This window comes from Rathayibacter sp. AY1A2, assembly GCF_002930935.1.
In the GTDB taxonomy this organism is placed as follows: Bacteria; Actinomycetota; Actinomycetes; order Actinomycetales; family Microbacteriaceae; genus Rathayibacter.
Window position 1 is genome coordinate 12,712 of the sequence record NZ_PSTP01000004.1, and the last position, 20,934, is coordinate 33,645.

A 20,934-nucleotide genomic window follows, 5' to 3' on the forward strand; every position below is an offset into this window, starting at 1 on the left:
CGCGGGCACAGACCGAGCCCGACGACCGCGCGCAGACCTGCTGATCGGGCAGCCCTCGGAGAGGGCGTGTCGAGATCCTCCCGGCGAGCGCGCCGGGTGCTCCGCGCCGCCCCGCGCCGAGTCGGCGGCGGGGCGGGGAGCGGCAGCGGGCTACAGGGTGGGAGAGACGCCCACGAGGCGGCTGGAGAGGGTCCAGAGGTCGTGGGCGAGAGCGCGGTCTCGGGCCTGGGGGTTCAGGGAGCCGTGCGGTGTCAGCTGGTCGAAGTAGGTGCCGCTGGCGGCACCGACGTCGGGCTCGGAGGCGAGGGTGATCAGCGGCACCGCACCCGCCTCGGCGGAGATCCCGAAGGAGCCGACCGAGAGGCTCGTCATCAGCTTCATCATCGTGCTGTCGGCACCGAAGCTCGTCGAGACGACGCCCGGGTGGAACGAGTACGCGTCGACCGACGTCGTCAGCAGGCGCTCCGCCAGCTCGCGGATGAAGAGGATCGTCACCAGCTTCGACGTGCCGTACGCCCGCCAGCCGCCGAGCCACGGACCGCGGCGGTTGTCGAGGTCGTCGAGCCTCAGGCGACCGAAGCGGTTCGCGAGGCTCGCAGTGGAGACGACGCGGACGCCGGCCCGCTCCCTCGAGGTCTCGATCATCCGCGGGAGCAGGAGCCGCGTGAGCAGGAACGGCGCGAGATGGTTGCTCTGGATCGTCCGCTCGTGGCCGTCGACCGTCTCGGCGCGGTGGGAGACGAGCCCGCCCGCGTTGTTCGCCAGCACGTCGATCCGCTCGTAGCGCTCGAGGAGGCCGTCGGCTAGGGCACGGACGTCGTCGAGCCGGTCGAAGTCGGCCAGGAACGCGTCCCCTCCCACGTCGGCGGCGACCGCGCGGGTGCGCTCGGGGTTCCGCCCGACCACGGCCACGCGGGCACCGGCGGACGCCAGCGCTCCCGCCGCGACCCGGCCGATGCCGGAACTGGCTCCGGTGAGGACGACGACGCGCCCCGTCATGTCACTGACCACGGAGATATCCGCCCTTCTCGAGACCGGCTTCGATCTCGAATCGATTGCGCAGCGGATCGCGACCCGCCACCGTGTACGCGAACGGGAACCACATCCCGTAGAGCCGCCACTGCTCCTTGTGCACGGCCTCGTGCTCGAGGACGCTGTCGGAGACGTTGGTGCCCGTGAGATAGCTCGTGCCTACGCAGGACCCTCCGCGGCCGAACGCCCAGGAGGGCAGACCGGTGAAGACGACGAGGCCGTGGCTGCGCCGGATCGGGCCCGTGCTCCACAGCGCGCCCCAGGCGAGTCCGACCGCGCACGCGAAGAGGTAGCCGGGCCGGGTGATCGCCGGATCCAGGGCCACCGTCGCGACGGCTCGACGGAGCGCGCTCACGCGCTGTCGCGTCCGTAGGTCTCGAGCAGCCGCAGCCAGACCTCGCTGATCGTCGGATAGGAGGGGACCGCGTGCCAGAGGCGCGAGAGCGGCACCTCGCCGACGACGGCGATCGTCGCGGAGTGGATCAGCTCGCCGACCTCCTTGCCGACGAAGGTGACGCCGAGGACGACCTTCCGGTCCTCGTCCACGACCATCCTCGCGGTGCCCGTGTAGCCGTCGGCGGCGAGGGCGGCGCCGGCGACCGAGCCGATCTCGTAGTCGACGACGCGGGTTCGGTAGCCGGCCTTCTCGGCCGCCGCGGCGGTGAGGCCGACCGACGCGACCTCGGGGTCGGTGAAGACGACCTGCGGCACGGCCTCGTGGTCGGCGGTCGCGACGTGCGCTCCCCAGGGGGCGTCGTGGACCTCGGCACCGGTGGCGCGCGCGACGATCACGTCGCCGGCCGCACGGGCCTGGTACTTGCCCTGGTGCGTGAGCAGTGCGCGGTGGTTCACGTCGCCGACCCCGTAGAGCCACGGACGCCCGCCGCCGAGGGGAGCACCGTCGCCGCCCAGCACGAGCATCGTGTCGTCGACCGTCAGCGAGGAGCCGGGCTCGAGGCCCACCGTCTCGAGGCCGACGTCGCGGGTGTGCGGGGCGCGGCCGGTCGCGGCGAGCACCTGGTCGGCCTCGATGACGTCGCCGCCCTCGAGCGTCACCGCCACGGTGCCGTCGGACCGGCGCTCGACCGAGACGGGCGAGTCGCCGAGGCGCAGGTCGACGCCGAGCTCCTGGAGCGCCGAGCCGACGAGCTCGCCGGCGAAGGGCTCGAACGGCGCGAGGAGTCCGCTGCGGGCGACGAGCGTGACGGAGGAGCCCATGCCGGCGTAGGCGGTCGCCATCTCGGTCGCGACGACTCCGCCGCCGATGACGACGAGGCGCGGCGGCACCTCCTCGGCCGAGGTGGCCTCGCGGCTCGTCCAGGGGGATGCCGCGCGCAGGCCCGGGATGTCGGGGACGACGGCGGTGGTGCCGGTCGCGACGGCGACGGCGGAGCGGGCGCGGAGCACGCGCACCTCGCCGTCGGGTCCGGTCACGGTGACCTCGCGCTCGCCGCTCAGGCGGCCGTGCCCGCGGACGAGCTCGATGCCGGCGCCCTCGAGCCACTGCACCTGGCCGTGGTCGTCGAAGTGGCTGGTGAAGGAGTCGCGGCGGGCCAGGAGCGCGGGCACGTCGACTCCTCCGCTCACCGCCCGCGCCGCGCCGGGGAGATCACGGGCGGCGCGGAGCGCCATCGGCGGCCGCAGCAGCGCCTTCGAGGGCATGCACGCCCAGTAGGAGCACTCGCCCCCGACGAGCTCGCTCTCGACGACGGCCGCGGTGAGGCCGCCCTGGACCGCGCGGTCCGCGAGGTTCTCGCCCACCGGCCCTGCTCCGATGACGATGACGTCGAACTCGTCCGTCGTGCTGCTCATGCTGTCTCCCTGGGGTTCTCGGAGGCGTCGAGCCCCGTCGTCGGTGGGTGCCCGGCGCTCAATGCGCCGGCACGATCTCGGCCCGCCAGCCGTCGTAGCGGCCGCCGTGGCTCTCGACCGCCTCGATCACCTGGCGGAGGAACGCGGTGGTCGACTCCTCGTCGACCGCGGCGTGGTGGCTCGCGACGAGGACCTGCCTCAGCCTCAGCCGCGAGATCGCGATCTGGAAGCCGGAGGCCACGAGGACGCGCCCGGCCCGTCGTGCGGTGCTGCGGCGGGAGAAGACGGCGAAGTGGTCGACCTCGCGCAGCTCCCACACCTGGTCGCCGTAGCGGAGCCGGATCTCGAGCTGCTGCGCGGCGCGCTCCTGCTGCGCCTCGAGGGAGGAGCCGCCGGGCGCCGTGACGGTGGTGCTCTCGTCGCTCATCGTCCGGTGAACTCCGCCGTCGTGCGCTGGAGGAAGGCCTCGGTGCCGATGCGCGCATCCTCGGACGCCGCGAGACGCGCGAGCGCCCCGGGGAGCGCGGCCGCGGCCTCGGCGTCGGACGCGGCGACCGCGAGCCGGGCACTGGCCAGGGCGGCCTGCACGGCGAGCGGCGCCTGCGCGGCGATCCGGGCGGCCAGCGCCCAGGCCGCCTCGGCGACCGTCCCGTCGGGGACGACCTGCTGCACGAGGCCGATGCGGTGGGCCTCCTCGGCGTCGAAGAGGTCGCCGGTGAGGATCCAGCGCATCGCGTCGCCCCAGCCGACGGCGCGGGGGAAGCGCAGCGTCGCTCCGCCGAAGGGCAGGATGCCGCGGGCGACCTCGATCTGGCCGAAGCGGGTGGACCGCTCGGCGAGGACGACGTCGCTCGCGAGCGCGAGCTCGATGCCGAGCGTGAGGCAGGTGCCCTGGAGGCCGATGACCACCGGCTTGCTCACGGGGCGGGTGCGCAGGCCCCAGGGGTCGAGACCGCCCTCGGGCACGAAGTCGAGGCCGTCGGAGCCCAGGCGGGGCCCGATGTCGGCGAGGTCGAGCCCGGCCGTGAAGTGCCCGCCCTCGGCGAGGACCACGCCGGCGCGCAGCTCCGGGTCGCGGTCGAGCTCCCCGTACGCGGACGCCAGCTCCGCGAGCAGCCGCAGATCGGCGGCGTTGCGCTTCTCGGGCCGGTCCAGCACGATCGCGAGCACGGTCCCGCGCCGCTCGGTGCGCACGCGCGGTCTCTCGTCGCTCATCGTTCCTCCGCTCGGTCGCGTCCGACCATCTTGCCGGGTGCCGCCGACACGCGCTCGGGCTTGCGCGCCGATGGCAGGGCTCTCTCAGGCCCCGCGGGACAGAGCGCCGAGGAGGCGGAGGATCGTGGGCAGGTCGTCCTCGGCCGCGGTCGGCGACGACGGGGCGAACGAGGTGACGCCGGCGCCCGCGAGCGGGAAGCGGGACCGGAGGGCGTCGAGGCTCGCGACGAGGCGCGAGGCGGGAACGCCGAAGGGCACCGGGTCGAACAGCCCGGCGAGATCGGCGGGGTCGAGCACGTCCAGATCGAGGTGCACGTAGACGGAGGTGGCACCGGTCGCCTCGACCGCCGCGACGAGCGACTCCGGGTCGAGGGCGTCCGCGGTCAGCACCGCGGCCCCCCGCTCGACCAGCGGCTCGAGCTCGCCGTCGTCGGCGGAGCGGACACCGGCGAGGACGACGCGCTCGTCGGCCACCCGCTCCTCGGCGCCCGCGCTCAGGAGGCCGACGCCGCGGCCCAGCGCGGCCGAGAGGACCATGCCGCAGAAGGCGCCGCTGGGGGAGGACTCGGGAGTGTGCGCGTCCGGGTGGGCGTCGAGCCAGACCAGCGCGACCGGGCCCGGTGCCGAGCGCACGGCGTGCCCGATCGCCGCGAACTCGACGCCGCAGTCGCCGCCGATCGTGATCACGGGACCGGTGCGGCCCGAGAGGGCCTCGCGCACCCGCTCGGCGACGGTGGCGACCGAGGCGTAGCGGCGGATGCCGGTGTCCTGGGCGTCGCCCGCCTCGGCGGGGATGTCGAGGGTCGTGGTGGCGGAGGAGGGCAGATCGCCCCGGATCGCCTCGGCTCCGTCGACGAGGCGCATCGCGCGCGTCGACGCCGAGCCCTGCCACTGGGGGACGACGAGAAAGGAGGCCATGTCCCTCACTATGGCACGCGCGCCGGTGCCGGGTGCCTGCGTGCTCAGGCCGCGGGCAGGCCTCCGGGAACGGCTGCTGGGCGGAGCGACGGGGGTGCGCCGTCGAGGTCGACCAGGGCCTCGTCGAGCGCGGAGCGGGCGCGGTCGGCGGCAGCGCGGGCCTCGTCCAGAGCGCCGGCCGGATCGCCTGCCGCACGGCGCACCGCGGTGTCCAGCTGCCCGAGCGTCTCCTCCGCGAGGATCCGGGGTGCCGCGGTGATGCGCTCGCCGTGCACGGCGGCCAGGAGCAGCACCGACTCGGCACCGAGCCGGGCCGCGGTGCGCGCCGCCTCGAACAGGAGGAGCTGGCGCTCGGCCTGGGCCCGCGGCTCGCGGTACCCGGAGACGACGGCGTCCAGAGCGGAGTCGGCGTCGAGCAGCAGGACCAGCAGCGCGGCAGGATCGTGGCGGGCGCCGGCCGACCGGGCGTCGTCGGCGTCGAGGAGGAGCGACCGTGCCGCGGCGCACGCGACGGCCACGTCGGCGGCGGAGGCGAGCTGCGCCGAGGTGCGCAGGTCCGAGAGGGTGGCGGCCCGCTCCAGGTCGTCCCGCACGGAGCGCTCGACGCCGCTCAGCTGCACCTCGGCGCGGGTCACGAGCCCGACCAGCGAGTCGACCGCGTCGAGCAGGGCGCCGGGATCGGGGGAGCCGCCGGCGGCGACGTGCTCGACGGCCTCGCGCAGCGGTCGGACCCGGCGCTCGGGAGTGGTCCCGGCGAGGACGGAGACCTCGGAGCGCGCCTGCTGCACGCGCTCCGGGAGGGACGGGCTCGGCGAGGTCACTCCGTGATCGTACGGCCGGAGTGTGACACCGCGTGACACGGCGGTTCGACCGGCGGCGGCGGCGTGCCCAGGATGGAGTCATGACCCGCTCGCTCGCCATCGTCGAGGTCGCCCGCGTGCGACCCGGCCGCGAGGAGTACCACGCCTACGTGCAGATCCTGAACGGCCGCATCCTCGCTCTCGCGCACGAGCGCGGCTGGCGGGCGGAGCGCTTCGCCGCCGAGGAGCTGGGCACGGAGGAGCTGCTGGCGCGCACGGCGGGGGCGGACGCCCTCGTCCTCGCGGGCGGCGAGGACATCGCTCCCGAGCAGTACGGCGCCGACCGCGGCTACCCGGCCGAGGGCCCCCACGCGGAGCGCGCGGATGCCGCCCAGATCGCGCTGGTGCACCGGGCACTGGCCCGCCGGACCCCGCTGCTGGGCATCTGCCGCGGCCTGCAGATCGTCAACGTCGCGCTCGGCGGCACGCTGGTGCAGGACCTGGGTCCGGAGGCGGAGCACGTCAACGCGGCGGCCCCCGCTCACCAGCGCATGCACCGGCACGAGGTCGGGCTCGCTGCGGGCTCCGTGCTCGGCGGGCTCTTCGGGTCCGAGGCGCTCGCGGTGCAGAGCGCGCACCACCAGGCGGTCGACCTGCTCGCTCCGGGGCTGCGGGTCGTCGCCCGGGCGGAGGACGGCGTGATCGAGGCCGTCGAGCACGTCGCGGCCCCCCTCGTGGGCGTGCAGTGGCACCCGGAGGACCCGGACGCTCCCGCCGGTCAGCTGGCGACGCTGCTCGACGGGCTGGCGCTCGCCGCCGCCCGCGGGGAGTTCGCGCTGCCCCTCGCCGCCTGAGCGGCCGGGGCTCCCCGCGGGCGACCGGGCTCAGCGGGCCAGTCGGGCCATCCACGCCTCGATGTCGTCGGCCGAGCGCGGGATGCCGGCCGAGAGGTTCTCGGCGCCGTCGGCGGTGACGAGCACGTCGTCCTCGATCCGGACGCCGATGCCGCGCAGCTCCTCCGGGACCGTGAGGTCGTCGGGCTGGAAGTAGAGGCCGGGCTCGATCGTGAAGACCATGCCCTCCTCGACCAGTCCGTCGAGGTACATCTCGCGCCGTGCCCGGGCGCAGTCGTGCACGTCGAGCCCGAGGTGGTGGCTGGTGCCGTGGACCATGTAGCGGCGGTGCTGCTGGTTGTCGGCCTCGAGCGCCTCCTCGGCGCTGACCGGCAGCAGGCCCCACTCGGCGGTGCGCCGCGCGATGACGGCCATCGCCGCGGCGTGAACCTCGCGGAAGCGGATGCCGGGTCGGACGATCGCGAACGCGGCGTCGGCCGCCTCCCGCACCGTCTCGTGAACCTGGCGCTGGGCGTCCGTGTAGCGGCCGTCCACCGGGAAGGTGCGCGTGATGTCGGCGGTGTAGTAGCTGTCCTGCTCGACGCCGGCGTCCAGCAGCACCAGCTGGCCGGGGCGCACCGGCCCGTCGTTGCGCGTCCAGTGCAGGATGCAGGCGTGGGGGCCCGCCGCGGCGATGGTGTCGTAGCCGACCGCGTTGCCGTCGGCGCGCGCGCGTCCGTTGAAGACGCCCTCGATCAGGCGCTCGCCCTTCTCGTGGGCGATGATGCGCGGCAGGTCGGAGAGGACGTCCTCGAAGCCGCGGCCCGTCGCGTCGACGGCGGCGCGCAGCTCGGCTATCTCGTAGGCGTCCTTGACCAGGCGGAGCTCGGCGATGTCGCGCTCGAGCGCCGCGTCGCGGTCCGCCTGCTCGTCGGCCTCGACCGCGTCGAGACGGCCGGTCACCGCCGGGTCGGCCTCGCGCAGCACGGCGAGGGGGACGCCGTCGTGCGCGTCGAGGACCGCGTCGAGCTCGGCGATCCCGCGGGTGGCGAGGCCGAGATCGCTCGCGACCTGCGCGAGCGACGGACGCGGCCCGATCCAGAACTCGCCGATCTCGGGGTTGGCGTAGAACTCGTCGGAGTCGCGGCCCGCGCGCTCGCGGAAGTAGAGCGTCGCGCTGTGGCCGGACCCGGCGGGCTCGAGGACGAGGACCGCGCCGGGCTCGGAGTCGGAGCCCCAGCCGGTGAGCCAGGTGAAGGCCGAGTGCGCACGGAACGGGTAGTCGGTGTCGTTCGCGCGCTGCTTGAGACGGCCCGCCGGGACGACGATGCGCACGCCAGTGTGCAGCGCGGAGAGGCGCTCGCGGCGGGAGGCGGCGAAGGACGCCTGCTCGCGCGGAGCAGGCAGCGGCTCCTCCCGCTCGGCCCAGCCGGACGCGATGAAGTCGCGGAAGCGGTCGGAGGCGGGGGTCGTCGAGCGGTTCGCGGTGGCGCGGGGGCGCGGGGCGGCGGCGGGGTCGGGCGTCTGAGCGGCGGTCCGCTCCTCCGTGTTCGTCATGACTCCCATTGTCCTCCTCCGCACGGCCGCGGGGGCCGCCACGGGCCGGGCGGGGGAGGAGGACGGGGAGTCGGCGTCGGGGAGGAATGTCAGGACGCGTCCTTCACCATCCCGCGGACCGAGAGCTGGACGACCAGCGGCCGGTGGTCGCTCCCGGCGTCGTCGCGGTCGTCGACGACCTGGTAGCCCGAGACCTCCCAGCGTCCGGAGAAGAGGACGTGGTCGATCGGGGCGCCGAGCGCGGGCGGGACCGAGGACGGCCAGGTGCCCAGGGCGGCGCCGCCCGCGACGGTCCCCGCGTCGCGGCAGCCGCCCAGCGCGGCCGAGCCCGGCAGCCCGGTCCAGTGGTCGACCGTGGAGTTCAGATCGCCGAGGACCACGACGTCCTCCTCCGCGGAGCAGAGCGCGGAGACCGAGAGCAGATCGCTCCGCCACTCCGCGAGGCGCGAGGGGATCGGCGCCATGGTGTGCACCGCGGCGAGGACGGGGCGCCCGGGAGTGTCGGGGCGTGCGACGAGGGACGGTGTCGATCCGGTGAGGACCGCGGCGGTGTCGACGCTGTAGCCGCCGAGCGAGGGGGAGAGCAGCAGGGCCGCCCCGTCGTCGGCGCCCGACCCGGCGTAGTGGAGGGTCATCGACATCCCCTGGGCGCTGAGCGCGTTCACGACGTCCTGCGCGTGCGTCTGCGAGACCTCGAGGAGGGCGATGCCGTCGACCGCGCTCTCCCGGGCGAGCGAGGCGATCGTGTCGACGGGCACGCCGTCGTGCAGCACGTTCCAGGTCGCGAGGCGCACGTCGGCGAGGCGGTGGGCGCGCGGAGCGGCGGAGTCGTAGCCCCGCGCTCCCTGCACTCCCGCGAGCACGAGCGCGAAGACGACGCCGAGCGCCGCGAGGGCCAGCGCGAGGCGCCTGACCGGAGCGACGACGACCGCGATCACGACCAGGACAGCGGCGAGCCCGACGGCCGCCGCGCCCGTCGCGAGCCGGAACGGCACCAGCTGGGCGAAGGGGGCCTCCCGGGCGATCCCGAAGAAGCCGGGCGCCGCGACCACCAGCAGAGCGATCGCCACGATCACCGCCACCGCGGTCTTCACCAGTCTCGTCCCCATCGCCGCCCAGGCTACTAGGGCATCGGAGGGCTCGCAGGCGGCGCGTCTACGATGAGCGCATGCATGTCGACGGGGGCCGTTACGACCTCCACACCCACTCCGTCGTCTCCGACGGCACCGAGGCTCCGGCCGTCCTGGTGCGGGCCGCGGCCGCGGCCGGGCTCGCCGGAGTGGCGCTCACTGACCACGACACGACCGGCGGCTGGGCCGAGGCGCTCGCCGCGGCCGAGGAGGCGGGCATCGACCTGCTGCCCGGCATGGAGCTCTCCTCCCGCGTCGGCTGGGCCAGCGTCCACGTCCTCGCGTACCTCGTCGATCCGGCGGATCCGGGGCTCGTGGCCGAGACCGCGCGCATCCGCTCGGCCCGCACGCACCGCGCGGAGGCGATCGTCACCGCGATCGCGGCCGACTACGACCTCACCTGGGACGACGTCCTCGCCCAGACCAGCCCGGGCACGACCATCGGGCGTCCGCACATCGCCGACGCGCTCGTCGCCCGCGGCCTGGCCACCGACCGCTCCGCGGCCTTCGCGGGGATCCTCGACTGGCGCGGCGGCTACTACCGCCCGCACTACGCGCCCGACCCGGTCGACGCCGTGCGCCTGGTCCGCGCGGCGGGCGGGGTCCCGGTCATCGCGCATCCGGCCGCGAGCGCCCGAGGGATCGCGGTCGAGTCGATCCTCCCGCAGCTCGTCGACGCCGGCCTGTTCGGCCTCGAGGTCGAGCACCGCGAGAACACGGCCGACGGCAAGCGCCGCCTGCGCGAGCTCGCCGAGCAGTACTCGCTCGTCACCACGGGCTCGAGCGACTACCACGGCACGGGCAAGCCCAACCGCCTGGGCGAGAACACGACCGCGCGCGCGACCGTCGACGCGATCCGCTCCTCCGCCCGCTGAGTCGCGGAGAGCCGCTGGGAGGCGGAGAGCCGCCGGATCACCGTGACCGCCGAGGGGCGGAGAGCCGCTGAGTCGCGTGGGGACACCGCTGAGTCGCGGGAGAGCCGCTGAGACGCCGAGAGCCCGCCCTCCCGCGACGGATCGCGGGGGGACGGGCTCGGGGTGCGGAGGCTCAGGCCTGCGCGTCGGGGCGCGGCGAGCGGCGGCGCGACCGGGTGCGGCGGCGCGGTTCGCTGTTGCCGTCGTGGTGCTCCTTGCTCTCGCTCGAGGGAGCGGGGCCGGTCTGCTGCGGAGCGGTCGAGTCGGCGGAGTCGGAGCGGGTGCGGCGACGCGGCGGCCGGTCACCCCGCTCGGAGCGCTCGCCGCGGTCGGAGCGCTCGCCCCGGTCCGGGCGCGCGTCGGCCTTCGCCTCGGCGGGGATCGGGGTCGGCTTCAGCCGTCCCTTGGTCCCCGCGGGGATGTCGAGGTCGGTGTAGAGGTGCGGCGACGACGAGTAGGTCTCGACCGGGTCGGGCTGGCCGAACTCCAGCGCCCGGTTGATGAGGGCCCACTTGTGCAGGTCCTCCCAGTCGACGAAGGTCACCGCGATGCCGGTCTTGCCCGCGCGCCCGGTGCGGCCGACGCGGTGCAGGTAGGTCTGGTCGTCGTCCGGGATCGTGTGGTTGATCACGTGGGTGACGTCGTTCACGTCGATGCCGCGCGCGGCGACGTCGGTGGCGATCAGAATGTCCTTCTTGCCGGCCTTGAACGCCGCCATCGCGCGCTCGCGCTGCTCCTGGTTCAGGTCTCCGTGCACGGCCGCCGCGTTGAAGCCACGGTCGTTGAGCTCCTCGACGATGCGGGCCGCGGCGCGCTTCGTGCGGGTGAAGATGACGGTCTTGCCGCGGCCCTCGGACTGCAGGATGCGCGCGATGACCTCGTCCTTGTCGAGCGAGTGCGCCCGGTAGACGATGTGCTTGATGTTCGCCTGCGTGATGCCCTCGTCGGGGTCGGTCGCGCGGATGTGGATGGGCTTGTTCATGAAGCGGCGCGCGAGCGCGACGATCGCGCCCGGCATCGTCGCCGAGAAGAGCATGGTGTGGCGGGTGGGCGGCGTCTGCGCGAACAGCTTCTCGATGTCCGAGAGGAAGCCCAGGTCGAGCATCTTGTCGGCCTCGTCGAGGACCATCACCTGCACGTTGGCGAGCGAGAGCAGGCGCTGCCCGGCGAGGTCGAGGAGCCGGCCGGGCGTGCCGACGACGATCTGCGCGCCGGCCTTCAGCTGCTCGATCTGGCCCTCGTAGGCCTTGCCGCCGTAGATCGAGACGATCTTGGTCGGCCGGTTGGAGGCGGCCAGCTCGATGTCCTCGGTGACCTGCACGGCGAGCTCGCGGGTCGGGACGACGATGAGCGCCTTGACGCCCGGCTCCGGGTCGGTGCCGAGGGCCTGGATGAGGGGGAGGCCGAAGCCGAAGGTCTTGCCGGTGCCGGTCTTGGCCTGGCCGATGATGTCCTGCTTCTGCAGGGCCAGGGGGATCGTCTGCTCCTGGATGGGGAACGGCTCGAGGATGCCCTTGGCGGCGAGTGCGGCGACGATGTCGTCGTCGATGTTCAGATCGGAGAAAGTCACGGAGTGAAGCGCCTGTCGTGTCGAACGGTCTACGCCCCTGTACGACTCCGGGCGCAGGGTCACCGATCCAGCGCCGGTGACATCCCGGCGAGTCTACTGCTCCCGGCCCCGCCGGCCCCGGAACCCCGCTCCTCCGGCGCCCTATGCTGAGGAAATGGCTGCCTGGTTCCGACGTCGACGTCCCCTGCTCGAGGTGCCCCGCCTGACGCCCCGCGGGGAGTCGAGCCAGAAGCGCGACCGCGTCGACCTCGCCGACCTCACCCCCGAGGTGCTGCCCTACCTCGGCCAGGTCGCCTACCTCCAGCTCGCGGTGTTCGAGGTGCTGGCGCGCGCCGTCGCCGAGACCGACGACCTCGCGGACAAGGAGGCCATCTCCTCCGCCGCCGGCACGGCGCTCGCGAAGCACCACGCCGTCGTCGCCGAGCTGCGCCGCCGCGACGTGGAGCCCGGCGAGGCCATGGCGCCGTTCCGCCCAGCGATCGACACCTTCGAGCGGCTCACCCGCGGCGCGGACCTCCACGAGACGCTGCTCTCGGCGTACATCACGGCGGGCCTGCTCGACGACTTCTTCATCCGCCTCACCGGCGGGCTGCCCACCGACGTGGGGCCGCGCATCGCGCAGACGCTCGGCGCGGACACGGGCGTCGACGGCGTGATCGCGATCCTCCGCCGCGAGATCGCCGCGGACGAGCGCCTGGGCTCGCGCCTGGCCGTCTGGGGCCGCCGCCTGGTGGGCGACACCCTCCTCGTGGCGCGCTCCGCGCTGATGGGCTCGGGCAACCACGACTCCGACGAGTCGCGGATCGAGCCGGTGTTCACCGAGCTCATCGCCTCGCACACGCGCCGGATGGACGCGCTGGGGCTCACGGCCTGACGGTTCCCGGCGTCGCACTGCGCCGGAATCCGGAACGACGGAGGCGCGGAAGTCCGAGGACTCCCGCGCCTCCGACTCGGATCAGGGGGCGACGCGTCCCGAGAGCATCGCCTGCAGGGAGGCCTCGTCGCGGCGGGCGCGGCTGCGCCCGAGCGAGAGGCCGACCGGGACGACGACCACGGCGGTCGCGACGAGGGACAGGACCCAGATCAGGCCGCCGTCCCACGGCAGGCCCGCCCAGGTCAGTGCGACCCAGACGACTGCGGCGACGAGGCCGCCGATCGCCGGGACCAGCACGGAGCCGTGCAGGTGCCGGTGCGGCAGCCCGTAGCGCGCGGCGAGACCGATCAGGACCCCGAACAGGGTGATGAAGAGGAGCTCCACGACGTGTCCGCCCGGGACGCTCTAGGCGACGAAGCCGACGCGGCGCGACTCCTCGGAGCCGACCTCGACGAAGGCGATGGTGGCGGTAGGGACGATGTAGATCTTGCCCTTCTCGTCGCGGAGGCGGAGGACGGCGGTGCCGGCCTCGAGAGCGGTGGTCACCGTCTTCTCGACCTCGGTCACGGACATCGACGACTCGAAGTTGAGCTCGCGCGGGGTGTTGACCATTCCAATACGGATTTCCACCAGCAGTGCCTTTCGGGAGGGGACGAGGGTGTCAGGATACGGGACCGCGCTCGGACGACCGCGCCGGTTTCGCGGTGAGCGGAGCGGGCGGCCGGGGCGCCCGGCGGGGACGGGCGGGAGTGTCGGACCCGGTGGCTACCGTGGTCGTGTGACCGCTCCCGCGACCCCCGCTCCCTCCACCGCAGCCTCCGTCGGCGAGGCGCTCCCGGGCGAGCCCGCGGTCGTGCTGGACGACTCCCAGCGCGCGGTGCTCGCGCTGCCCGAGGGCCGCAGCGCCGCCGTGCTCGGGGCGCCGGGGACGGGCAAGACCACGACGGTCGTCGAGCTGGTCGCCGAGCGCGTCCTCGAGCGGGGGTACCCGCCCGAGTCGGTCGTGGTGCTCGCGGCCAGCCGCACCGCCGCCACCGCCCTGCGCGACGTGCTCGCCCTGCGGCTGGGAGTGCCGACCCGGGGCCCGCTCGCCCGGACCGCGACCTCGCTCGCGTTCGAGGCGGTCACCTCCTCCGCGAAGGAGCGCGGCCTCGAGCGGCCGACCCTCCTGACCGGCGGCGAGCAGGACGCCCTCCTCTCGGAGCTCGTCGAGGGCCACCTCGAGGAGGGGACCGGCCCGCGGTGGCCGGAGGAGTTCAGCCCCGAGGTGCTGCGGCTGCGGACCTTCCGGACCGAGCTCCGCGAGTTCGGGATGCGGGCGACCGAGCACGGGCTCGACTCGGACGCGATCCGCGCCCTCGGGATCGACGCGGAGCGCGGCGAGTGGAGCGCGGCGGCCGACGTGCTCGACGAGCTGCGCGAGGTGGTCGAGTGGATGGCGCCCCAGGCGGGGACCCGCCTGGACGCTGCGGAGTTCGCGGCCTATGCGGCCGAGGCGATCCGCGCGGGCGAGGGCGGCGAGCGGATCGACGCGCTGCGCCTCGTCGTCGTCGACGACCTCCAGGAGGCGAGCGAGTCGACGCTCGTGCTGCTGCGGGCGCTGACGGAGCGCGGGGTGACCGTGATCGCGCTGGGCGACCCGGACGTGGCGACCAGCGCCTACCGCGGCGCGGCCTCCGACACGCTCGGCCGGTTCGCCGCGAGCATCGGCGCGTCCGACGTCGAGACGCTGGTGCTCGCGCGCGTGCACCGCCACTCGGCCGCGCTGCGGGCGGTCGTGTCGGCGGCCACCGAGCGGATCGGCACCGCGGCGGCCGGCCGGCAGCGGGCGGCGGTCGCGGCTCCGGCCCCCGACGCGGGCCCGGCACCCGTCCTGGTGCTGCACGCCCCGACGGCGGCGCGCGAGGCCGCGACGGTGGCGCGGCTGCTGCGCGAGCGGCGGCTGCGCGACGGAGTGCCGTGGCGGCGGATGGCGGTCGTCGTCCGCTCCGGAGCCGCGGTCCAGCCGCTGGTGAAGGCGCTCGCGGTGGCGGAGGTGCCGACCCGCTCCGTGCTCGCCGGGCGGGCGCTGCGCGACGACCACGCGGCCCGGGCGCTGCTCGTGCTGGTCGGCGTCGCGATCGGCGAGCGGCCCCTGGACGCGGAGCTCGCGGCGGAGCTGCTGCTCGGCCCGTTCGGTGGGGTCGACCGGCTGGGGCTGCGCCGGCTCCGGCTCGCACTCCGGGCGGAGGAGCTCGCCGGCGGCGGCATCCGCGCGAGCGACCCGCTGCTGGTCGAGGCCCTCGCCGCGCCCGGCCGATTCGCGACCATCGACTCCGCTCCCGCCCGGCAGGCCGAGCGGCTGGCCGTGACGATCGACCGGGTCCGCCGCCTGCACGAGGAGGGGGGCTCGATCGAGGAGCTCCTGTGGTCGGCGTGGGAGTCCAGCCGCGTCGCGTCCTCCTGGCGCGAGCTCGCCCTCGGCACCGGCCTGACCGCCGCCGAGGCCAACCGCAACCTCGACGGCGTGGTCGCCCTCTTCAGCGCCGCGCGCCGGTTCGTGGAGCGGGCGACCGGGCACTCCGCGATCGGCTTCGTCACCGAGATCCTCGAGGCGGAGGTCCCCGAGGACACGCTCGCTCCGCGCTCCGTCGAGGACGCGGTCCTGATCGGCACGCCCTCCTCCGTCGTCGGCCTGGAGTTCGACGTCGTGGTGGTGGCGCGGCTGCAGGACGGCGTCTGGCCCAACCTCCGCCAGCGCGGCTCGCTGCTCGATCCGGACGGCCTGCTGCGGCACGCCCGCGGCGAGGGCGGACTGCCGCTCGACGCCCGCAAGGCCACTCTCGACGACGAGCTCCGGATGTTCGCCCTGGCCGCCTCCCGCGCCCGGCGGCAGCTCGTGCTCAGCGCCGTCGCGGGCGAGGACGAGACGCCCTCCCTCTTCTTCCGGCTCACCCCGCCGGACGCGCCGCGGCTCGATCCGGCCTCCGCGGTGCCGCTCACGCTGCGCGGGGCGGTGGCGGCGCTGCGCCGGACCGCCACCACACCGGACTCGACCGAGGCTCCCGCCGCCATCCGAGGGCTCAGCGCCCTGGCGCTCGCGGAGGTCCCCGGCGCCGACCCCTCCTCCTGGTCCGGGGTGCTCGAGCCCTCGACCACGGAGCCCCTCTTCGACGTCGGCGACCCCGAGCGTCCCGTCTCCGTCTCGCCGAGCCGCCTCGAGGCCTTCGAGCGGTCCCCTCTGGACTGGTTCGTCGACGCCGTCTCCGGCTCCACGACGAGCACGGCGATGGGGGTCGGCACCCTCGTGCACTGGGTCCTCGAGAACGCCGAGCGGCCCGATCCGCAGGAGCTGTGGGCGGCTCTCGAGTCGCGGTGGCCCGAGCTGGTCTTCGAGTCGCCCTGGCTGGGGGAGCGGCAGAAGCGCGTCACCCGGCGGCTGATCGACGGCCTCGCGGGCTATCTCGCCGACTTCGAGCGCGGGGGAGGCGTGGTGCTCGGCCGCGAGCAGCAGTTCGAGCTCGACGTCCCGCCCGCCCGGGTGCGCGGCTCGATCGACCGCGTCGAGCGCGCGGCCGACGGCTCCGTCACGATCGTCGATCTCAAGACGGGCCGCAGCACTCCCCGCAAGGACGACATCGCCGAGCACGCGCAGCTGGGCAGCTATCAGCTCGCCGTCGCCGAAGGGGCGATCGAGGCGGCCGACCCGGCCGACGGGGGAGGCGCGAAGCTGCTCTTCGTGGCGACGGGCGTGCGCGGGAAGCCGTACCGCGAGGTGGTCCAGGAGCGCTTCGGCGAGGAGGAGCTGGAGCGGCTGCGCGATCGCGTCCGCGCCGCGGCCCTGGGCATGGCGGCGGCGGGCTTCTCGGGCCTGCTCGACGCGACCCCGTTCTCCCCCGGCGACGCCCTGCGGTACCGCATCCACGCGGTGCCCGAGGTCCCGGGGGACGGACTCCTGGCGATCGACGAGGTCGACGAGACAGCGGACCTGGAGGACTCCGAGGAGCCGGGTCCCGGTGCGCCGGCCGATCCTTCCGGCCCCGCCGACCCCGACCCCTCCGCCGTCCTCGAGGAGGAGCTGCCGTGATCGACGCCCTGACCATCGCCGAGCGCCTCGACCTGCGCCCGCCCACCGCCGAGCAGCGCGCCGTCATAGAGGCGCCGCTCGAGCCTGCCCTGGTGGTCGCCGGTGCCGGCAGCGGCAAGACCGAGACGATGGCGAACCGCGTCCTCTGGCTCCTCGCGAACGGCCACGCGGCGCCGTCGGAGGTGCTCGGCCTCACCTTCACCCGCAAGGCGGCGGCCGAGCTCGGCGAGCGCATCGGGCGGAGGATCGACCAGCTCGGCGCGGCGGGCCTGCTCCCGCTCGCGCCCGGGCAGTCGGCGCCCGACCCGTTCGAGGCCGCCACCGTCTCGACCTACAACGCCTTCGCGAACACGATCTTCCGCGACAACGCAGCCCTGATCGGCCGCGAGGGGGATGCGACCGTGCTCTCCGAGGCCTCCGCCTGGCATCTCGCGCGGGGAGTCGTGGCCGACACGGCCGATCCGCGCATCCTCGAGGTGGAGGCGGGCATCGATCGGCTGACCGACCTCGTCGTCTCGCTCGCGCACGACCTCGCCGACAACCTCGCCGATCCGGCCGCGGTCGCCGCGTTCGCCGAGGACTTCCTCCGCCTGGGCGAGCTGCCGCGCGGAGGCAGCGGCTCGGGGCTCTACCGCGAGCTCGAGAAGGCGCTGCAGGCCGTGGGCGCGCTGCCGGTGCTGACGGCGCTCGCCGAGCTGTTCCAGGAGGCGAAGGCCGAGCGCGGCTTCGTCGAGTTCTCGGACCAGGTGGCCCTCGCGCTGCGGATCGTCGACAGGGTGCCGCGGATCGTGGACGAGCACCGCGCGAGGTACCGGGTGGTGCTCCTCGACGAGTACCAGGACACCTCCGTGCTGCAGACCCGCCTCCTCTCGCGGCTCTTCGCCGGGCAGGGAGTGATGGCCGTGGGCGACCCGCACCAGTCGATCTACGGCTGGCGCGGTGCGAGCGCCGAGGGGCTCGGCCGCTTCGGCACCGATTTCGGGGGAGCGGGCCGCTTCTCCCTCAGCACGAGCTGGCGCAACGGCCGCCGTGTGCTGACCGCCGCGAACGCGATCGTGGAGCCGCTGTCGGCGAGGAGCGCGGTCGCGGTCGACACGCTGAGCGCGGGTCCTCAGGCCTCCGAGCACCCGGTCGAGCTCACCTTCCCCGAGACGATCGAGGAGGAGGCGGACGACGTCGCCGCCTGGTTCGCCGGGCGCCTGCGCCAGAGCGCCGAGCCGCCGTCGGCCGCGGTGCTCTTCCGGGTGCGCGCGAACATGGACCGCTTCGCCGCCGCGCTGGCGAAGCACGGCGTCCGGTACCACATCCTCGGCATCGGGGGCCTGCTGCGGCAGCCCGAGATCGCCGACCTCGTCGCCGCGCTCACCGTCGTCGAGGACCCGGCCGCCGGCAGCGAGCTCGTCCGCCTCCTGGCCGGCGCCCGCTGGCGTCTGGGCGTCCGCGACCTCAAGGCGCTGCGCGACCTCGCCTCGTGGCTCGCGGCGCGCGACCACGCGCACCGGCTGCTCCCGGAGGAGGTGCGCGAGCGGATGCGCGCGTCCGTCACCGAGGGCGAGGGCGGCTCGATCGTCGAGGCCCTCGACTTCATCGCGGCGCGCCGCCCCGGCGACGACGGGCGGATCGACCACTCCGCGCTCGGCGGGTTCAGCGCCGAGGGCCTGCGGCGCCTGCACGAGGCGGGCACCCTGTTCGGCCGGCTGCGCGCCCGGGCCGGGCTCGACCTCCTCGACTTCGTCACCCTGGTCGAGCAGGAGCTGGGCCTGGACATCGAGGTCGAGGCGAACGAGTCGCGCGGGGACGGCCGCGCCAACCTCGAGGCCTTCCGGGAGGCGGTGGCCGGGTACCTGCAGACGGACGACCGCGGCGCCGGCACCGGCTCCTCTCTCCGCGGATTCCTCCGCTGGCTCGTCCTCGCGGACAAGCGCGACGGCCTGGCCCCGCGACCGGAGGACCCGGAACCGGGGACGGTGCAGCTGCTGACGATCCACGGCTCCAAGGGTCTGGAGTGGGACCTCGTCGCCGTCCCGCGGATGGTCGACGGCGAGCTCCCCGGCACGCCGGTCGAGGGCTTCCGCGGGTGGGTCAGACTGGGCGCGATGCCCTACGCGTTCCGCGGCGACGCCGCCGAGCTCCCCGATCTCGCCTGGCGCGGCTGCAGCACGCAGAAGGAGGTCGTCGACGCGATCGGAGCGTTCGGCGACACCCTCCGCGAGCGCAACGAGGCGGAGGAGCGGCGTCTCGCCTACGTGGCCGTCACGCGGGCGCGTCACCACCTCCTGCTCAGCGGCTCGTGGTGGGCCGGCCAGGCCAAGCCGCGCGGACCGGGCGTCTTCCTCCGCGACCTCGAGGAGGCCGGCACGATCCCGCCGCTGCCGACCGAGCCCGCGAACGAGGAGAACCCGCTCGAGCGGGCCCCGCGCACGTTCCGCTGGCCCCACGATCCGCTCGGCTCCCGCGGCGACCGGGTCCGCGCCGCCGCCGCCCGGGTCCGCAGCGCCGAGCCCGCTCTGCTCGGAGCGCGCGGCGACGACATCCGCCTGCTGCTCGCCGAGCGGGCGGTGCGGCTGGCCGGGGGCGAGCGCACGCCGCTGCCCACCCGCATCCCCGCCTCCCGGTTCAAGGACATCGTCAGCACTCCGGACGAGGTCGCCGCACAGCTGCGCCGGCCGATGCCGGAGCGCCCCTACCGGCAGACCCGGCTCGGCACGACCTTCCACTCCTGGGTCGAGAACCGCTTCGGCGTCCAGGGCGGGGCGGAGGCGGTCGACACCTTCCCCGACGAGCTCGACGACGCCGGCCCCGCGTCCGTCGAGCAGGAGCGGCTCGACGCCCTGATCGCCACGTTCGAGCGCTCGGAGTGGGCCGACCGGCGCCCGGAGGCGGTCGAGATCGAGATCCACCTCCAGCTCGCCGGCCACGTCGTCGTCTGCAAGCTTGACGCGGTGTACCCGACGGAGGACGGCGTGCAGATCGTCGACTGGAAGACCGGGCGGGCGCCGAAGGACGCCGCCGACCTCGAGCTCAAGCAGTTCCAGCTCGCGCTGTACCGGCTCGCCTACTCGCGCTGGCGGGGGGTGCCGCTCGAGAGCGTCGACGCCGTGTTCTACTTCGTCGCCGACGACCTCGTGCTGCGGCCCGAGCGGTTCTACTCCGAGCGCGAGCTCGCGGAGTCGCTCTCCTCGGCGACGGGAGCGAGCCCGCGGCCGTGAGCGGAGGAGCCCGTGCGGGCTCCCGGCGTGCGGTTGAGCAGCTCCTCGACCTCCGAGACCGCCAGCACCGGGCCGGTGTCGGTCGAGAGGGGCGCGGAGAGGTCGCCGAGCACGCTGTCGACCAGCGTGTCCAGCATGGCGACCGCGTCGTCCACGATGGCGGAGTCGTCGGTCTCGGTGCCGTGCAGCAGCCAGCGGGCGAGTTCGAGCTCGGCGTAGAGCTGGGCGCGCTGGCGGATCGTGCGGTCCACTGCTCCCGCGCGCATCCGGGAGTAGGCGGAGAGCGCCGTCTCCGAGCCCGGGGCGCTCAGCAGCCAGTGCAGGTCGCGCGCCGGGTCGCCGACCCGCAGCGCCGCCCAGCCGAGCACGGCCGCGACGACGTCGCCCGAGCGGAGGAAGGAGTCGGCGGTCATCGAGCCGTTCACCACGGTCGGGTCGAACTGCCAGAGCGCCTCGTCGGAGGAGGCCGACTCCCAGCGCGCGACGAGCGCCGCCGGGACGTGGCCGGTGTCGGCCGCGCGCTCGATCACCGCGACCGTCTCGTTCACGCTGTCGCGCGCGGTCGCGATCGGCAGGCCCGCCTCCTGGACGAACGACACCGGGAGCGAGTGGATCGCCCCGATGGCCCGGCCGATCGAGTCCGCGAGCCCGCTCTGCGCGGCCACGTCGTCGATGAGGACGCGATCTCCCTCGAGGTACTCGTAGACGACCGCGCGAGTGCCGTCGAACGGCGTCTGCCCGACGCTCTCCTGCAGATCGAAGGGCAGGCGGCTGCGGATGCCGGCGGTCAGCGCCCGGAGCGCGACGAGGTCGCCGAGCTGCTCCTGCTCCGCGAGCGCGGACGTGGGCACGCGCACGACGAGGCGGGCGCCCTCGCGCGTCGTCAGCAGGGCGGAGTCGAAGTCGCCGTGCGTCGAGGACGTGAAGGGGCGCGCGGAGCGGACGTCGAGGCCCTCGACGGCCGAGGTGGCCAGCGCGGCTAGAGTGAGATGGGATCTGGCCAT

At 74.8% G+C, this 20,934-nt stretch carries 18 protein-coding genes; 5 read left to right on the forward strand and 13 right to left on the reverse strand.

All coding sequences use genetic code 11. The features are described 5' to 3' along the window. Positions 1-150 precede the first annotated feature (150 nt). The 7 genes from C5B93_RS05545 to C5B93_RS05575 all read right to left on the reverse strand — a co-directional run bounded on the left by C5B93_RS05545 (position 151) and on the right by C5B93_RS05575 (position 5,798). On the reverse strand, positions 151-1,011 hold the full coding sequence (locus C5B93_RS05545) for an SDR family NAD(P)-dependent oxidoreductase (protein ID WP_258068152.1): 861 nt from the start codon (positions 1,009-1,011) through the stop codon (positions 151-153). Further along, positions 1,001-1,387, reverse strand: a complete 387-nt coding sequence (locus C5B93_RS05550) for a Fe-S oxidoreductase (protein ID WP_104291990.1) — start codon at positions 1,385-1,387, stop codon at positions 1,001-1,003. The genes C5B93_RS05545 and C5B93_RS05550 overlap by 11 nt, the downstream gene beginning before the upstream one ends. Then, positions 1,384-2,844: an NAD(P)/FAD-dependent oxidoreductase gene (locus C5B93_RS05555; protein ID WP_104291991.1), complete on the reverse strand. Its 1,461-nt coding sequence runs from the start codon at positions 2,842-2,844 to the stop codon at positions 1,384-1,386. The genes C5B93_RS05550 and C5B93_RS05555 overlap by 4 nt, the downstream gene beginning before the upstream one ends. A gap of 58 nt (positions 2,845-2,902) precedes the next feature. Then, complete coding sequence (locus tag C5B93_RS05560) at positions 2,903-3,271, reverse strand: ribonuclease E inhibitor RraB (RefSeq protein WP_104225032.1); 369 nt, start codon at positions 3,269-3,271, stop codon at positions 2,903-2,905. After that, complete coding sequence (locus C5B93_RS05565) at positions 3,268-4,059, reverse strand: crotonase/enoyl-CoA hydratase family protein (protein ID WP_104256199.1); 792 nt, start codon at positions 4,057-4,059, stop codon at positions 3,268-3,270. Before C5B93_RS05565 ends, C5B93_RS05560 begins: the two co-directional genes overlap by 4 nt. A gap of 84 nt (positions 4,060-4,143) precedes the next feature. Beyond that, complete coding sequence (locus tag C5B93_RS05570; RefSeq protein WP_104291992.1) at positions 4,144-4,977, reverse strand: arginase family protein; 834 nt, start codon at positions 4,975-4,977, stop codon at positions 4,144-4,146. A 44-nt stretch (positions 4,978-5,021) separates the two neighbouring features. Beyond that, positions 5,022-5,798, reverse strand: coding sequence for a hypothetical protein (locus C5B93_RS05575; RefSeq protein WP_104239623.1), 777 nt, complete (start codon positions 5,796-5,798; stop codon positions 5,022-5,024). A gap of 80 nt (positions 5,799-5,878) precedes the next feature. Between C5B93_RS05575 and C5B93_RS05580 the strand changes: the two genes are divergently transcribed. Beyond that, positions 5,879-6,631 (forward strand): gamma-glutamyl-gamma-aminobutyrate hydrolase family protein, encoded by a 753-nt coding sequence (locus C5B93_RS05580; protein WP_104225036.1) that lies wholly within the window; start codon positions 5,879-5,881, stop codon positions 6,629-6,631. 30 nt (positions 6,632-6,661) lie between these two features. On the opposite strand, the gene C5B93_RS05585 is transcribed toward C5B93_RS05580, so the two are convergent. Beyond that, entirely contained in the window at positions 6,662-8,167 is a 1,506-nt protein-coding gene (locus C5B93_RS05585; RefSeq protein ID WP_258068153.1) for an aminopeptidase P family protein, read from the reverse strand. A gap of 89 nt (positions 8,168-8,256) precedes the next feature. Further along, a complete protein-coding gene (locus C5B93_RS05590) occupies positions 8,257-9,276 on the reverse strand; it encodes an endonuclease/exonuclease/phosphatase family protein (protein ID WP_146078450.1) in 1,020 nt (339 codons plus the stop codon). A gap of 59 nt (positions 9,277-9,335) precedes the next feature. On the opposite strand from C5B93_RS05590, the gene C5B93_RS05595 reads away from it, so the two are divergent. Further along, entirely contained in the window at positions 9,336-10,172 is an 837-nt protein-coding gene (locus C5B93_RS05595) for a PHP domain-containing protein (RefSeq protein WP_104224845.1), read from the forward strand. A gap of 172 nt (positions 10,173-10,344) precedes the next feature. On the opposite strand, the gene C5B93_RS05600 is transcribed toward C5B93_RS05595, so the two are convergent. Further along, positions 10,345-11,781 carry a DEAD/DEAH box helicase gene (locus tag C5B93_RS05600; RefSeq protein ID WP_104224844.1) on the reverse strand — a complete coding sequence of 479 codons (1,437 nt, stop codon included), beginning with the start codon at positions 11,779-11,781 and terminating at the stop codon, positions 10,345-10,347. A gap of 154 nt (positions 11,782-11,935) precedes the next feature. Between C5B93_RS05600 and C5B93_RS05605 the strand changes: the two genes are divergently transcribed. Continuing rightward, on the forward strand, positions 11,936-12,655 hold the full coding sequence (locus C5B93_RS05605; RefSeq protein ID WP_104247820.1) for a ferritin-like fold-containing protein: 720 nt from the start codon (positions 11,936-11,938) through the stop codon (positions 12,653-12,655). A gap of 81 nt (positions 12,656-12,736) precedes the next feature. On the opposite strand, the gene C5B93_RS05610 is transcribed toward C5B93_RS05605, so the two are convergent. After that, complete coding sequence (locus C5B93_RS05610; protein ID WP_104226942.1) at positions 12,737-13,039, reverse strand: hypothetical protein; 303 nt, start codon at positions 13,037-13,039, stop codon at positions 12,737-12,739. A gap of 21 nt (positions 13,040-13,060) precedes the next feature. Beyond that, entirely contained in the window at positions 13,061-13,285 is a 225-nt protein-coding gene (locus C5B93_RS05615; RefSeq protein WP_104224841.1) for a DUF3107 domain-containing protein, read from the reverse strand. Positions 13,286-13,433: 148 nt separating this feature from the next. Here C5B93_RS05615 and C5B93_RS05620 point away from each other — a divergent pair, with 148 nt between their 5' ends. Together C5B93_RS05620 and C5B93_RS05625 are read left to right on the forward strand one after the other, a co-directional pair. Continuing rightward, positions 13,434-16,721, forward strand: coding sequence for an ATP-dependent DNA helicase (locus C5B93_RS05620; protein WP_104291995.1), 3,288 nt, complete (start codon positions 13,434-13,436; stop codon positions 16,719-16,721). Next, positions 16,718-19,930 (forward strand): ATP-dependent DNA helicase, encoded by a 3,213-nt coding sequence (locus C5B93_RS05625; protein ID WP_104291996.1) that lies wholly within the window; start codon positions 16,718-16,720, stop codon positions 19,928-19,930. Before C5B93_RS05620 ends, C5B93_RS05625 begins: the two co-directional genes overlap by 4 nt. Here C5B93_RS05625 and C5B93_RS05630 read toward each other — a convergent pair. Further along, on the reverse strand, positions 19,867-20,934 hold the full coding sequence (locus tag C5B93_RS05630; RefSeq protein ID WP_104291997.1) for a phosphotransferase: 1,068 nt from the start codon (positions 20,932-20,934) through the stop codon (positions 19,867-19,869). The two genes, C5B93_RS05625 and C5B93_RS05630, sit on opposite strands and share 64 nt — an antisense overlap.